This window comes from Sphingomonas desiccabilis (genome assembly GCF_004135605.1).
Lineage (GTDB): Bacteria > Pseudomonadota > Alphaproteobacteria > Sphingomonadales > Sphingomonadaceae > Sphingomonas > Sphingomonas desiccabilis.
The window spans coordinates 75,018-88,860 of sequence record NZ_SDPT01000002.1 but is presented as its reverse complement, the minus strand read 5'-3'; the positions used below and the strand labels follow the sequence as shown (position 1 = coordinate 88,860).

Annotated in this window: 13 protein-coding genes and 1 tRNA gene; 7 read left to right on the top strand and 7 right to left on the bottom strand. The window is 68.7% G+C overall.

All coding sequences use genetic code 11. The annotated features are described in order from the left end of the window. The first annotated feature begins 75 nt into the window (after positions 1 to 75). On the top strand, positions 76 to 603 hold the full coding sequence (locus EO081_RS08615; protein WP_129341569.1) for a DUF4142 domain-containing protein: 528 nt from the start codon (positions 76 to 78) through the stop codon (positions 601 to 603). 99 nt (positions 604 to 702) lie between these two features. Here the strand turns inward: EO081_RS08615 and EO081_RS08610 are convergent, their stop codons facing one another. The 5 genes from EO081_RS08610 to EO081_RS08590 form a co-directional block, all read right to left on the bottom strand. Continuing rightward, positions 703 to 1,167, bottom strand: coding sequence for a hypothetical protein (locus EO081_RS08610; RefSeq protein WP_129341568.1), 465 nt, complete (start codon positions 1,165 to 1,167; stop codon positions 703 to 705). A 161-nt stretch (positions 1,168 to 1,328) separates the two neighbouring features. After that, positions 1,329 to 2,651 (bottom strand): c-type cytochrome, encoded by a 1,323-nt coding sequence (locus tag EO081_RS08605; RefSeq protein WP_129341567.1) that lies wholly within the window; start codon positions 2,649 to 2,651, stop codon positions 1,329 to 1,331. Continuing rightward, positions 2,648 to 4,987, bottom strand: coding sequence for a xanthine dehydrogenase family protein molybdopterin-binding subunit (locus EO081_RS08600; RefSeq protein WP_129341566.1), 2,340 nt, complete (start codon positions 4,985 to 4,987; stop codon positions 2,648 to 2,650). The genes EO081_RS08605 and EO081_RS08600 overlap by 4 nt, the downstream gene beginning before the upstream one ends. Next, the gene (locus tag EO081_RS08595) at positions 4,987 to 5,454 is read right to left on the bottom strand and encodes a (2Fe-2S)-binding protein (RefSeq protein WP_129341565.1); all 468 of its coding nucleotides are present in this window, start codon (positions 5,452 to 5,454) and stop codon (positions 4,987 to 4,989) included. Before EO081_RS08595 ends, EO081_RS08600 begins: the two co-directional genes overlap by 1 nt. 87 nt (positions 5,455 to 5,541) lie before the next feature. Beyond that, positions 5,542 to 6,039, bottom strand: a complete 498-nt coding sequence (locus tag EO081_RS08590; RefSeq protein ID WP_129341564.1) for a YciE/YciF ferroxidase family protein — start codon at positions 6,037 to 6,039, stop codon at positions 5,542 to 5,544. A 167-nt stretch (positions 6,040 to 6,206) separates the two neighbouring features. Between EO081_RS08590 and EO081_RS08585 the strand changes: the two genes are divergently transcribed. Next, entirely contained in the window at positions 6,207 to 7,136 is a 930-nt protein-coding gene (locus tag EO081_RS08585; RefSeq protein WP_129341563.1) for an ABC transporter ATP-binding protein, read from the top strand. Continuing rightward, positions 7,133 to 7,894, top strand: coding sequence for an ABC transporter permease (locus EO081_RS08580; protein ID WP_129341562.1), 762 nt, complete (start codon positions 7,133 to 7,135; stop codon positions 7,892 to 7,894). The genes EO081_RS08585 and EO081_RS08580 overlap by 4 nt, the downstream gene beginning before the upstream one ends. 193 nt (positions 7,895 to 8,087) lie before the next feature. Here the strand turns inward: EO081_RS08580 and EO081_RS08575 are convergent, their stop codons facing one another. Then, positions 8,088 to 9,488, bottom strand: a complete 1,401-nt coding sequence (locus EO081_RS08575; RefSeq protein WP_240697614.1) for an alpha/beta fold hydrolase — start codon at positions 9,486 to 9,488, stop codon at positions 8,088 to 8,090. Between the two features lie 82 nt (positions 9,489 to 9,570). On the opposite strand from EO081_RS08575, the gene EO081_RS08570 reads away from it, so the two are divergent. Further along, positions 9,571 to 9,954: a winged helix-turn-helix transcriptional regulator gene (locus EO081_RS08570; protein WP_129341560.1), complete on the top strand. Its 384-nt coding sequence runs from the start codon at positions 9,571 to 9,573 to the stop codon at positions 9,952 to 9,954. 238 nt (positions 9,955 to 10,192) lie between these two features. Here the strand turns inward: EO081_RS08570 and EO081_RS08565 are convergent. Further along, positions 10,193 to 10,279 (bottom strand) — tRNA-Leu (locus EO081_RS08565). A 173-nt stretch (positions 10,280 to 10,452) separates the two neighbouring features. On the opposite strand from EO081_RS08565, the gene EO081_RS08560 reads away from it, so the two are divergent. From EO081_RS08560 to EO081_RS08550, 3 genes are all read left to right on the top strand, one after another. Then, on the top strand, positions 10,453 to 11,382 hold the full coding sequence (locus tag EO081_RS08560) for a complex I NDUFA9 subunit family protein (protein ID WP_129341559.1): 930 nt from the start codon (positions 10,453 to 10,455) through the stop codon (positions 11,380 to 11,382). A gap of 20 nt (positions 11,383 to 11,402) precedes the next feature. Beyond that, entirely contained in the window at positions 11,403 to 12,203 is an 801-nt protein-coding gene (locus EO081_RS08555) for an undecaprenyl-diphosphate phosphatase (protein ID WP_129341558.1), read from the top strand. Between the two features lie 154 nt (positions 12,204 to 12,357). Further along, positions 12,358 to 13,839, top strand: a complete 1,482-nt coding sequence (locus EO081_RS08550; RefSeq protein ID WP_129341557.1) for an NAD(P)-dependent oxidoreductase — start codon at positions 12,358 to 12,360, stop codon at positions 13,837 to 13,839. Positions 13,840 to 13,843: the final 4 nt, after the last annotated feature.

Below are 13,843 nucleotides of genomic sequence, written 5' to 3'. Positions count from 1 at the left end.
CCTAACCTGTGCAAGTGTCGGGGAACCCCGCCGGCTGCCTCCTGTTTGCCTTGGAACAACAGGGAGGAAGAACTCATGAAGCGCTGGCTGATTTGCGCAGGCCTGCTCACGCTGGCCGCTGGCTGCACCCCGATGGGCACCGATACCGCCGCCCAGATGCCCGCCGATGCGACGCCGACGGCGGCGCTGCCCTATGTGGCGATGGCGGGTTCGAGCGATCTGTACGAGATCGAGTCCTCTCGCCTCGCGATCCAGCGCGCACCGAGCCCCGCGGTCAAGCAGTTCGCGCAGATGATGATCGATCATCACACGATGACAACGCAGCAGGTAACCCAGGCCGCGCAGGCCGCGGGGCTGACCCCGCCCCCGCCCACCCTTCTCCCGCCGCACCGGGCAATGGTGGACAAGCTCCAGCCGCTTAACGACGCCGCGTTCGAGCGCATGTACCTCCAGCAACAGCGCGTCGCCCATCGCATGGCGCTCGCCCTGCACCAGAACTACGCGACGGACGGCGACACCCCGCAGCTGCGCCAGGTCGCCGGCACGGCAGTGCCGATCGTCCAGCGCCACATCGACCAGCTGCGCAGCCTGCCGGGCAGCTAACCTCTTCGGCCCCCGCCGAACCCCTCGGGCCAGCGCTTCCTCCCGGACGCGCTGGCCCTTTCTTCATGCGCGACCGTTCAGCCGGCGCTGGAAAACGGGCTAGAGCCGCGGATCCGCGACCTGTCGAGACGCCACCGGCGCCTTGCCTTCCTGCACGGCCGGAGGATGTTGCGAGGACCGGTCCGACTGCGAGTATATTTCCATGCTGAGAAACCCGGCAGCGGCGCCGATCATCGCCATCGCGAGCTGAACGTCCAGCCTGCTGCGGCGCAAAACGGCCTTGCGGTTGAAGATCCCGTCGATCAGCCGGACATTCCCTCCGACCGCGGTCAATGCCGCCAGGCCGAAGAAGATCACGGAGATCCACACCGACCCCGGCGCCCCTTGGAGCAGGCTTCCGATCAGCGTGATCGCCAGCCCTGCTCCGGCCACGCTCACGGTCGCGAGCTGATCCAGCAATTTGGATTGCAGCTCATAGGCCAGATCGGGCGACACCTCGGCCGGCCGTTCATTGCGGACGTCATCCGCCGATTCCCGATCCGATCGTCGAAGCAAGCGCTGCACCGTCTTCCCCCATCCGCACGCCGATCCCTCGATCTATGGCCTAGCGCCGCCGATCCGTACAGAAGCACGGCTTCCGGCGAAGGCCGAGGTTCCTCTCTCCGCTTGCGCGCCCCGCCTGCGCCCAGCGCAGGCGCCCCCTCCGACTCCGTGCGCCGGCGTCGTTACTCTCCTTCGCGCCGTGCCTTGGCCACGCGCTCGGGCGTCACGGTCGCGGCCTTGCCGCCGAAGTGGCGCAGCACATAGTTCGCCACTGCCGCGATCTCGGCATCGTTATAGGCGCGGCCGAACGACGGCATCGAGGCGCCGCCCTGCGGGGTGCGGATCTCCGAACCGTGCAGGATCACCTGGACCAGGTTCGTCGCCTCCGGATCGTTCACCGTCTGCGCCCCGCGCAGTTCGCCATAGGGGCTGTGCGTCCCCGAACCGTCCCAGCCGTGGCAGCTGGCGCAAGCGCCCTCAAAGATCCGCAGGCCGACCGCATCCGACCCCACTTCCGCCCGCGCTGGCGCGAACGGGGTGGAGGCGGCCATCAGCGGCGGGTTCGGGTTGACTTTGGACCCCGGCGTTCCGGGCTTGGGCGGGATGGTCTTCAGATACACCGCCATCGCCCGCAGGTCCTGCGGCGTCAGCCGGCTGAGACTCAGGCTCACCGCCTCTCCCATCGATCCGGCCGCAGCCCCGCGGCCCGGCGTGTGCCCGGTCGCCAGATACCGCGTGATCTCGTCCACCGACCAGTCGCCGATCCCCGTCTCGGGATCGCTGGTGAGGTTGTAGGCCTTCCACCCCTGCGTCGTCGCGCCCGCGAACTTCTGCCCGCTCTTCAGCCCGAACAGCAGGTTGCGCGGCGTGTGGCACTCGGCACAGTGGCCAGCCCCCTCCACCAGATAGGCGCCGCGGTTCCATTCGGCCGACTGGTTCGGGTCCGGCTGGAGTGGCTGCCTGGGCATGAACAGCAGCTTCCACGCGCGCATCAGATAGCGCTGGTTGAACGGGAAGGAGAGCTGGTTGACCGCCACCGCCTGGTTCACCGGCCGCAGCGTGTTGAGGTACGCGCGGATGGCGAGCACGTCGTCGGTGCTCATGTGGGTATAGGCGGTGTAGGGAAACGCCGGATACAGTTGCTGCCCGTCGCTGCGCACGCCGTGCCTTACCGCGCGCACGAACTCGGCATCGCTCCACGCGCCGATGCCGTTCTTCCGATCGGGCGTGATGTTCGACGAGTAGATCGTCCCGAACGGCAGCTTGAACGCCAGGCCACCCGCATAGGGCTCGCCATTGGGCGTCGAGTGGCAGGCGACGCAGTCGGCGGCGGTGGCGAGATAGCGCCCCTTCTCCACCAGCGCCCGGCCGGTTGGCTGAGCGGGGCTCGGCGCCACCGCCTCCAGCTTGGCGGGCCAGGCAAAGAACGCGATCGCCGCCACCAGCAGCAGGCCCGCGACGACCAGCGCGATCAGGCCGAAGCGCCTGAGCCGGGAGCCCTTCATGCCGCGCCTCCCGTGTCGCTACCCCAGGCGAGTGCTGCCGCGCCCAGCCCCAGCGCCACCGCCGGCGGCGCGATCACGCGCTTGCCAGCGCCCTTTTCCATCAGCGCCGCGCGGTCGATCGGCAGGCGCCGCAGCCGCACGCCGGTCGCCGCGAAGATCGCATTGGCGAGCGCGGGCGCCGCCGACACGGTGCCCGCCTCGCCCACGCCGCCGGGATCGTCGGTGCTCTGGACGATGTGCACCTCGATCGGCGGCGTCTCGTTGATGCGCAACTGGCGATAGTCGTTGAAGTTGCTCTGCTCGACCTGGCCTTCCTGGATGGTGATCGCATTGTAGAGCGCCGCCGAAATGCCAAACAGCACGCCGCCCTCGATCTGCGCCTGGACGCTGTTGGGGTTCACCGTCTGGCCGCAGTCGATCACCGCCACCAGCCGGCGCAGCCGCACCTCGCCCGCCGGGGTCACATGCGCCTCGCACACCAGCGCCAGATGGCTGCCGAAGCTGTCGTGCAGCGACACGCCGCGCCCGGTGCGCGGCGGCAGCGGCTTGCCCCAGCCGGACCGGCGCGCCGCCATCTCCAGCACCCGGTAGGAGCGCGGATTGTCCTTCAGCATCGCCAGCCGGTACTCGACGGGATCGCGACCGACCGAATGCGCGCATTCGTCGATGAAGCTTTCGACCACATGGACGTTGTGCGCCGGGCCCACGCCGCGCCACCAGTTGACCTTGATCGGCGGGTCGCGCCGGATCCAGTCCACCCGCACGTTGGGGATCGAATAGGGCGTCCGATCCGCGCCCTCGACCGCGTCGCTGTCGAGCGTCCCGTCGGGAAGTCCGGTCGGAAGGTAGCTGCCCAGCACCGATCCGCCGGTGATCCGGTCGGTCATCACCTTCACCAGCCCGTCGGGGCCCAGCCCCGCGGCGATGCGGTCGTAATAGGCCGGGCGGAACAGGTCGTGGCGGATGTCCTGCTCGCGCGTCTGCACCACCTTGAGCGGATAGGGCACCTGGCGCGCGAACTGCACCGCCTGGGTGACGCTTTCGGCCACCAGCCGCCGGCCGAAGCCGCCGCCGATCAGGTGATTGTGCACCATCACCCGCTCGGGCGGGATGCCCAGCACCTTGGCGGCAGCACCCTGCACCGCGGTCGGCGCCTGGGTGCCGACCCAGATGTCGCAGCCGTCGGGGCGGACATGCACCGTGGTGTTCATCGGCTCCATGGTGGCGTGCGCCAGGAACGGCAGCTCGTACACCGCCTCCACCCGGCTGTCGGCGTCGTCCATCGCCTTGTCGGCATCGCCCAGCACACGGCCCAGGATCGGCTTGCCGTTCTCGGACGCGTGCTTCAGGTCGGCGAGGATCCGCTCGCTCGACACCTTTTCGTGGCCCGCGAAGTCCCAGCGCAGCTCCAGCTGCTCCAGCCCCTTCTTGGCCGCCCAGAAATGGTCGGCGACCACCGCCACCGCATTGTCGATGCGCAGCACGTCGACGACGCCCGGCACGGTGCGCGCGCCGCGATCCTCCATCGACCGGAGCCGCCCGCCCTGCGCGGGGCAGATCTCCATCACCGCCACCTTCATGTCCGGCACCTTGACGTCGATGCCGAACACCGCGGTGCCGTTGACCTTGGACGGCGTGTCCACCCGCTGCAGCGATCGCCCGATCAGCTTGAACTGGCCCGGCTGCTTGAGCGGCACGTTCCTGGGCACCGGCTGGGCGCGCACCGCCTGCACCAGCGCGCCATAGGGCAGCGACTGGCCGTTGGCGCGGCAATAGACCCGGCCCTGGTCGGCAAAGCAGGTGTCGGTCGCGACGTTCCAGCGCTGGGCGGCGGCCGCGATCAACATGGTGCGCGCGGCAGCACCCGCCTGGCGCAGCGGACCCCAGGCACCGCGGGTGGAGGTCGATCCGCCCGTCGCCTGGCTCTTCAGGATCGGCTGGCTGTAAAGCAGCTCGTTGGGCGGCGCGGGCACCACCTCGACCTGATCGAGCGTGACTTCCAGCTCCTCGGCCAGCAGCATCGCCTCGCCGGTGTAGATGCCCTGCCCCATCTCGGTCGACGGGATGATGAAGGTGATCTTGCCCTGGGACGGGATGCGGATGAAGCCGCCCGGCGCAAAGCCGTCGAAGGCGGCGCCGCTTTCCGGCCCGCCCGGCGTGATCGCGCGCAGCGACGGCTCCTCGCCCTGGCTCTGCGCCGCCGCCTTTCCCGCGCGCGCCAGCACGGCGAACCCGAACATGAACGTGCCCGCCTTCAGGAACCGGCGGCGCGAGGCGACGCTCAGGTCCTCGGGCTCCAGCACGCCATAGGCGGGCCGGCCGATGGGGCCGTGCATCAGACCGTCTCCGCCGGCAGGCCCGCCGCGCGCTTGATGGCGGCGCGGATGCGGGGATAAGTGGCGCAGCGACAGATGTTGCCCGACATGGCCGCGTCGATCGCGGCATCGTCCGGCGCCGGGTTGCGCCCCAGCAGGGCCGCTGCCGACATGATCTGGCCGGATTGGCAATAACCGCACTGGACGACCTCGACGCCCAGCCACGCCTCCTGCACCCTGCGGCCGATCTCGGTCTCGCCCACCGCCTCGACGGTGGTGACGGCGCGGTTGCCGACGGCGGAGACCGGCAGCACGCAGCTGCGCGCCGGCTTGCCGTCGACATGCACGGTGCAGGCGCCGCACTGGGCGATGCCGCAGCCGAACTTGGTCCCCGTCAGGCCGACCACGTCGCGCAGCACCCACAGCAGCGGCATGTCGGGCGGCACGTCGACCTCGCGGGCCTCGCCATTGATCAGGATCGTGGTCACTCGTGTCTCCGCATCGCGCCGCCCGTTCCGCGGCACGCAATGCGGCGGGCGCTACGCCCGCGCTTCCGCGCCGTGCAACAACCCAGGTCAGTCGCCCTGCAGCGCCTCCTGGTTGATCTCGGCGTCGGCGATCGCGGTCAGGTCCTCGTCGGTCTGCGACTCTTCCTGCAGCGTCTCGTCGAGCAGCGTCACCGCCTCGTCGAGGCCGAGCACGCCGGCCCAGCGCTTGAGTGTGCCATAGCGGGTGATCTCGTAATGCTCGACGGCCTGGGCCGCCGCCAGCAGCCCCGCGTCCAGCGCCGGAGTATCCTTATACTCCTCCATGATCTCCTCGCCCTCGGCGACGATGCCGTCGATCGCCTCGCAGGTCTTGCCGCGCGGCGCCTTGCCGATGATCTCGAACACCTGCTGCAGGCGCTCGATCTGTCCCTCGGTCTGCTCCTTGTGCTTCTCGAACGCGGCCTTCAGCGCCTCCGACTGCGCGGCGCGGGCCATTTTGGGCAGCGATCGCAGGATCTTGCGCTCGGCGTAGTAGATGTCCTTGAGCGTGTCGTAGAACAGGGTGTCCAGGGTCTTTTGCGCCACGGCTTTGTCCTCCAGCTGGTCCGACTGAAACCGCACGCTTCCGCGAAGGTTCCTGCCGCCGGCTCCGCCCGCGATCCGCCCCACCCGGGCCTTGGTCCCCAGGGCGCCAGGAAACGGCTTTAATGCACCCCTGCCCCCTCCTATCTACGCGCGGCAAAGGGGGACCCATGCCAGAACCGATCCTCGCCGTCGCCGGCGTGTCCAAGACCTACAAGGGCGGCTTCACCGCCCTCCACAGCGTCGACCTCACCATCAACAAGGGCGAGATCTTCGCCCTTCTCGGCCCCAACGGCGCCGGCAAGACCACGCTGATCAGCATCATCTGCGGCATCGTGACCCCGTCCAGCGGCACGATCCGGGTCGGCGGCCACGACGCGCTCGCCGACTACAAGGCCGCGCGCCGCCTGATCGGCCTCGTGCCCCAGGAGCTGTCGGTCGACATGTTCGAAACCGTGCTCGCCACTGTCACCTTCTCGCGGCGGCTGTTCGGGCGCTCCGGCCACAGCGCCTATATCGAGCAGGTGCTGCGCGACCTGTCCCTGTGGGACAAGCGCGACGCCCGGATCATGGAGCTGTCGGGCGGCATGAAGCGCCGCGTGCTGATCGCCAAGGCGCTCGCCCATGAGCCGGAGGTGCTGTTCCTCGACGAGCCCACCGCCGGCGTCGACGTGGCGCTTCGCCGCGACATGTGGAAGCTGGTCCACCGCCTGCGCGAACGCGGCACGACGATCATCCTGACGACCCATTACATCGAGGAAGCCGAGGAAATGGCCGACCGCGTCGGCGTCATCAACAAGGGCAGGCTGCTGCTGGTCGACGACAAGACCGCGCTGATGCAGAAGCTGGGCAAGCGCGAGTTCGACCTGACGCTGGTCGAGCCGCTCGATGCGGTGCCCGCCGGCCTCGAAGCCTGGCAGCTCAGCCTGGTGAACGACGGCACCACGCTGCGCTACGTGTTCGATTCGACCCGCGAGGACACCGGCATCCCGTCGCTGCTGCGCGCGCTCGCGGACCGGCACATCGCGTTCAAGGACCTGGAGACCTCCAAGTCGAGCCTTGAGGACATCTTCGTCGATCTGGTGGGGGAACGGGCATGAACCTGCACGGAATCTGGGCGATCTATCGCTTCGAAATGGCCCGGTCGCTGCGCACCCTGTGGCAGAGCCTCGTCGGCCCGGTGCTGACCACCAGCCTCTACTTCATTGTCTTCGGCGGCGCGATCGGCAGCCGGATGCAGAGCGTGGAGGGGGTCGGCTATGGCAGCTTCATCGTGCCCGGCCTCATCATGCTCTCGCTGCTGACGCAAAGCGTGGGGAATGCGTCGATCGGCATCTATTTCCCCAAGTTCACGGGCACGATCTTCGAGCTCCTGTCCGCCCCCATCTCGGCGATGGAGATGGTGCTGGGCTATGTCGGCGCGGCCGCGACCAAGTCGGTCGTGATCGGCGCCATCATCCTTGCGACCTCGGCCTTCTTCGTGCCGCTCACCGTGATGCACCCGGCGGCGATGATCGCCTTCCTGCTGCTCACCTCGGTCGCGTTCAGCCTGTTCGGCTTCATCCTGGGCATCTGGGCCAAGAGCTTCGAGCAGCTGAACTTCGTGCCCATGCTGCTGATCACGCCGCTCACCTTCCTGGGTGGCAGCTTCTATTCCATCGATATGCTGCCGCAGCCGTGGCGGACGATCAGCCTGTTCAACCCGGTCGTGTACCTGGTGAGCGGCTTCCGCTGGAGCTTCTTCGGCAAGGGCGACGTGGACATCGCGGTCAGCCTGGCCGTGACGCTGGGGTTCCTGGTCGCCTGCCTCGCCGTCGTCGCCTGGATCTTCAAGAGCGGCTGGCGGCTCAAGAACTGAGCCGCCGGCCGCCCCGGCGCATCACCGCCCCGAGCGGCATGTCGCCCGGTGTCGATCCCGCGCGTCGCTCCCGCCATCGGCCGAGGGGCATCGCGGCCTGCCGCAGGCGTGCCGATCCGCTCGTGCGCCTGCGGCCCCCGCGCGGATCATCCATCGTTCCGCGGCAGCCGCTCCCGGAAGGCGCTGGGCAGGTTCATTCGCCCTGCGGGTCAGCCTGGTTGCGCGCAGGCACCCGCAGCTGCTCGTTCAGCGCCCGCACGTCATATTGAACCCATTCCTCGGCGAGGCGCCCGTCCTCGTCGTATCGAAAGTGGTTCATGACCTCCCAGCGGATCTGCCTGCCGTTCGGCTGCAAGGGGCCGCCCGGTGCTGCCGTGAACACGGCATCGAACGTACCGGAGAAGATGGTGCGGGCAGCAAGGTAGCTACCCTCGCCGATGATGGCCGCGCGCTCCACCGTCATCCCGGACAAGGCAGCCCGCAGCGAGGCGAAATAGGCCTTCAGCTCGGGGTAGGTGAGATCGCCTCCGGGGCCATGGAAGAGGAAGTTCGGGGCGAAATATGCGTCGAGCGCCGCATCGTCTTGCCGGGCGATCGCCGTCTCGCCGATCCGGATCAGCGGCTCGGCAAAGGGGCTCGTGGACATGGGCTGGGGCATGCAGCGGACTCCGGTTCGTTGGCCAGGAACGGTAGCAGGACGCGCCCCCGCGCTTCGGGCATCGCTGCCCGGGTTGGCGAGGGTTCGACCCAGGAAGTCGCGCACCAGCGCCGCGATCTTCTCGTGGTGGGTCTCCAGCGCGAAATGACCCGCATCGAGCAGATGGACTTCGGCCTCCGGCAAGTCGCGCGTGTACGCGAAGGCGCCGGCCGGGACGAATGCCGGATCATGCCTTCCCCACGCCGCAAGAAGCGGTGGCTGATGCGCGCGGAAATAGGCCTGGAATGCCGGGTACAAGGCCAGGTTGCTGCGGTAGTCGAGGATCAGGTCCAGCTGGATCTCCTCGGCTCCCGGGCGCGCCATGTAGGCGATATCCAGTTCATATCCATCGGGGGACAACAGGGCGCGGTCCGATCCGGTGCCATACTGCCAGTCGCGGATCGCGTCCGGCGAGAGCGAAGCGCGGCACGCCTCCCGGTTCGCCTCGCTCGGGTCCCGCCAATAGGCTTCCCAGGCGCCCCACTGGTCGCTGAACCCCTCGACATAGGCATTGCCGTTTTGGGAGATGATCGCGGTGACGCGCTCGGGGTGCTTCATCGCCAGGCGCAAGCCGGTCGGTGCCCCATAGTCGAAGATGTACAGCGCATACCGCTCTAGGCCGATCGCATCGACGAAGCCGCCGATCACCTCCGCCAGCGCATCGAAGCTATAGGGGAAGCGCTCGCGCGGAGGCGCCTTGGTCTGCCCGAAGCCGGGAAGATCGGGCGCGATCACGCGGTAGCGATCCGCGAGCAGCGGGATCAGGTCCCGGAACATGTGGCTGGCGGTGGGAAAGCCATGGAGAAGCAGGAGAACGGGCGCGTCCCCCGGCCCCGCCTCCCTGTAGAACACCTCGACGTCGCCGACCTGCTGTTGCCGGTAGTGAAGGGTGGCCACGGATTCACCTCGATGGTTTCGACTGTTTGGCCACAGTTGATTGCCTACGTACCATCTCTCAAGTACGCACCTCCCAGTAAGTATGGACGAGTTCCCGAAACCCACTTCCGTCGCCGGCGACGTCATGCGGTCGGAATGCCGTGCCCGGGCCGCGCTGGCGCTCCTCGCCGAGAAATGGGTGCTGCTGGTGATCGAGGCGCTCAGCGACGGGCCCAAGCGCACCGGTGCGCTCAGGCGGCAGATCGGCGGTATCTCCGAGAAGATGCTGATCCAGACCTTGCGGCGGCTGGAAGCCGTGGGCCTGATCGCGCGGCACGATTTCCGCGAAGTCCCGCCAAGGGTGGAATACACCCTCACCGAACGGGGCCGCTCGCTCAGCCCCATCGTCCTCACGCTGGACCGTTGGGTGGAAGCACATGCCTTCGACATGCTGCCGAGGCCCCCTGCCTCTCCTTCTCCCCCGTGAAGATCGCATGGCGGAGGGCGGGACGATCGGCCGGCAGACAGGCGCCCGGCACTCCCGGCGCGGATTGCCGGCGGAAGGCAAGGCCCGACGATGAAGCAGGCGCCCCGTCGCACGGCCCGCCGGGACGTGCAAAACGCGCTCGCCCATCCAGGTCGCTGCCCCGTCTCGGTACCGGAGGAAGGCGGACAAACCGCGGTTTCCCGCGGCGTCTCAGGGTCTCAACCCCTTAGAGGGGGAGTGGTGCCCAGAAGAGGACTCGAACCTCCACGACCTTGCGATCGCCAGCACCTGAAGCTGGTGCGTCTACCAATTCCGCCATCTGGGCACGGGGTAGGCCGGCGCCTCTACGGGTCCCTGCCGGGGGTGTCAACAGCCCCGGTACGACTTTTTCCGGAGCACTGCGTTTTTTCGCGCCGGTCCGCGCTCCCTTGCCCTTCGGGGCTGAGCGCGGCATGGGCTGGACTTGCGAAAAAACCTGGGCGGACCAAGGCAAGCACGATGAAGAACAAGGTGATCACGCTGATCGGCGGCGGCGGGTTCGTCGGCCGCTATGTCGCACAGGCCCTGCTGCGCCGCGGCGCGCGAGTGCGCATCGCGCAACGCGATCCGCGCCAGGCCTATTTCCTGCGCACCCAGAGCGCGCTGGGGCAGACCCAGTTCATCGCGGCCGACGTCCGCCGCCCCGACACGATCGCCCGCGCGATGATGGGCGCCGATGCGGTGGTGAACCTCGCCGGCACGCTCGGCGGCGACGCGGACGCCGTCCAGGCCAAGGGCGCCGCCGCCGTCGCGGAGGCCGCCCGCGCCGCCGGCGTCGAGGCGCTGATCCATGTCTCGGCGATCGGTGCCGATGCCGGGGGCGAGACCCCCTATGCCCGCTCCAAGGGCGAGGGCGAGGCGGCGGTGCGCCAGCACTTCCCCAACGCCACCATCCTGCGCCCGTCGCTGATCTTCGGCCGGGAGGACCAGTTCGCCAACCGCTTCGCCCGCATGATCGAGAAGCTGCCGGTGGTACCGGTCATCGCGCCCAGGACGCGCTTCCAGCCGGTCTATGTCGTCGACGTCGCCGCCGCCGCGGTCGCGGCGCTCGAGGATCCGGAGCGCTTCGGCGGCCGCACCTTCGAACTCGGCGGCCCGGACGTGCTGTCGATGGCGGAACTGATCCGGCAAATCGCATCCCTGCTCGATCGCAAGATCCGCACCGTCGAGCTCGGCACCGGCACCGCCGGGCTGGTCGCGGCGCTTCCGGGCACGCCTATCACCCGCGACCAGCTGCGCATGCTCGGCCACGACAATCTGGTGTCGCCGGGCGCGGAAGGGCTCGCCGAACTGGGCGTTACGCCGACCCCGTTCGAAGCGGTGGCGCCGCAGTGGCTGGTCCAGTTCCGCCGCTACGGCCGTTTCTCGCGCCACGCGCACACGGCCTGAGGGCCTTTGACGGGACGCTCATGACCGATCTCCTGACCATCATCCTCCTCGGCATCGTCGAGGGGGTCACCGAGTTCCTGCCCGTCTCCTCGACCGGCCACCTGATCCTCGCCGGGGCCCTGCTGGGCTTCAAGGACGAGGCATCGGGCACCTTCGAGATCGTGATCCAGCTGGGCGCGATCCTGTCGGTGATCGTCCTCTACTGGCGGCGATTCTGGGACGTGTTCGTGGGGCTCGGCCGGCGTGATCCGCGCGCGATCGCCTTTACCCGCAACGTGGCGCTCGCCTTCCTGCCCTCCGCCGTCATCGGCCTGATCGTCTACAAGATGGTCAAGGCGATGCTGGAAAGCCCGATGACGGTCGCGGTGGCGCTGGTCGTCGGCGGCATCGCCATCCTGGTGATCGAACGGCTGGTCCGGGCGCCCAAGGTGACCAACGTCGAGCAGATGAGCTGGAAGGTGGCGCTCGGCATCGGCATCATCCAGTGCCTGGCGATGGTCCCCGGCGTCAGCCGCTCGGGCGCCACCATCATGGGCGCGCTGGGGCTGGGAGTCGATCGCAAGACCGCGGCGGAGTTCAGCTTCTTTCTCGCCGTCCCCACCATGCTCGCCGCCTCCGCCTATGATCTCTACAAGAATGCGGAGTCGATCGGCAGCGACGGCTGGCTCGCAATCGCGATCGGCTTCGTCGTCTCGTTCGTCGTCGCGCTGCTGGTGATCCGCTGGTTCCTCGGCATCGTCACCCGCCACGGCTTCACGCCCTTCGCCTGGTATCGAATCGTCGCCGGCGGCGTCGCCATCGTCTGGCTGTCGCAGCTGTAGGTCCGAAACGGCCACATCATCTTCCCGGATGATGCAAGTGCCTCGCAACGCCGGTCGCTTTTGCAAAGAACAAGGTCAGCATTGCTGACCTAACGACAGAATATTGCGTGACTTGGGCCTTCGGCTGTGCTTTTCGCACACGCCGGAGGAAGTCATGGCTGCTGACCAGATGCTCAAGTTCGTTGCGCGCCCACAGGCCTATCCGGCCAAGCGGGAGCCGGAGTTGCGCGCGGAGGACTTCCGCGAGATCGCGGACCGCTATGCGACGCCCACGGCAGAGGCGCAGGCCGGCCGCTGCTCGCAGTGCGGCGTGCCCTATTGCTCGGTCCACTGCCCGCTTCACAACCACATCCCCGACTGGCTGCGCCTGACTGCCGAGGGGCGCCTGCGCGAAGCCTATGAGCTCTCCAATGCCACCTCGGCGATGCCCGAGATCTGCGGCCGCATCTGCCCGCAGGACCGGCTGTGCGAGGGCAATTGCGTCATCGAATTCTCCGGCCACGGCGCCGTCACCATCGGCTCGGTGGAGAAGTTCATCACCGACAAGGCCTGGGACGAGGGCTGGGTCGAGCCGGTCGCGGTCGGCCCGGAGCGCGGCCAGTCCGTCGGCATCATCGGCGCGGGCCCGGCCGGCCTCTCCGCGGCCGACTGGCTGCGCACCGCGGGCTATGAGGTCCATGTCTACGACCGCCACGACCGCGCCGGCGGGCTGCTCACCTATGGCATCCCGGGCTTCAAGCTGGAGAAGCACGTCGTCACCCGCCGCGTGCAGCGGCTGAAGGACGCCGGCATCGTCTTCCACGAAGGCTTCGAGGTCGGCCGCGACGCGACCATGGACGAGCTGCGCCAGCGCCACGACGCGCTGCTGGTCGCGACCGGCGTCTACAAGCCGCGCGCCATCAAGGCGCCGGGCGTGGCGACGGACGGCGTGGTCGACGCGCTCGACTATCTGACCGCCTCCAACCGCAAGAGCTTCGGCGACGCGGTGCCCGCCTTCGACGGCGGCGCGCTCAATGCCGAAGGCAAGAAGGTCGTCGTGATCGGCGGCGGCGATACCGCGATGGACTGTGTCCGCACCGCGATCCGCCAGGGTGCCACCTCGGTGAAGTGCCTCTACCGCCGCGACCGCGCCAACATGCCAGGCTCGCAGCGCGAGGTCGCCAATGCCGAGGAGGAAGGCGCCGAGTTCGTCTGGCTCTCCGCCCCCGCGTCGTTCGAGGGCGAGGGCAAGGTGACCGCCGTCCGCGCGACGGCCATGCGCCTGGGCGCCCCCGACGCCACCGGCCGCCGCGCGCCCGAGGTCGACCCCGGCAGCGAGTTCGTGCTGGAGGCCGATCTGGTCATCAAGGCGCTGGGCTTCGATGCCGAGGACCTGCCCACCCTGTTCGGCAGCCCCGACCTCGGCGTCACCCGCTGGGGCACGCTGCGCGTCGACGGCAAGTCGATGATGACCAGCCTGGACGGCGTGTTCGCCGCCGGCGACATCGTCCGCGGGGCCTCGCTGGTCGTCTGGGCGATCCGCGACGGCCGCGACGCGTCCGAACACATGCACCGCTACCTCCGCGACAAGGCCAAGGCCGCAAAGGCCGGCGCCGTCCCCGTGCCGGAGCGCCAGGCGACGATGGTCGCGGCATGATCGA

Coding starts and splice junctions, on each gene's coding strand:
- EO081_RS08585 (WP_129341563.1), top strand. CDS start 6,207: ATGCCAGAACCGATCCTCGCCGTCGCCGGCGTGTCCAAGACCTACAAG.
- EO081_RS08615 (WP_129341569.1), top strand. CDS start 76: ATGAAGCGCTGGCTGATTTGCGCAGGCCTGCTCACGCTGGCCGCTGGC.
- EO081_RS08550 (WP_129341557.1), top strand. CDS start 12,358: ATGGCTGCTGACCAGATGCTCAAGTTCGTTGCGCGCCCACAGGCCTAT.
- EO081_RS08600 (WP_129341566.1), bottom strand. CDS start 4,987: ATGCACGGCCCCATCGGCCGGCCCGCCTATGGCGTGCTGGAGCCCGAG.
- EO081_RS08560 (WP_129341559.1), top strand. CDS start 10,453: ATGAAGAACAAGGTGATCACGCTGATCGGCGGCGGCGGGTTCGTCGGC.
- EO081_RS08555 (WP_129341558.1), top strand. CDS start 11,403: ATGACCGATCTCCTGACCATCATCCTCCTCGGCATCGTCGAGGGGGTC.
- EO081_RS08580 (WP_129341562.1), top strand. CDS start 7,133: ATGAACCTGCACGGAATCTGGGCGATCTATCGCTTCGAAATGGCCCGG.
- EO081_RS08605 (WP_129341567.1), bottom strand. CDS start 2,651: ATGAAGGGCTCCCGGCTCAGGCGCTTCGGCCTGATCGCGCTGGTCGTC.
- EO081_RS08570 (WP_129341560.1), top strand. CDS start 9,571: ATGGACGAGTTCCCGAAACCCACTTCCGTCGCCGGCGACGTCATGCGG.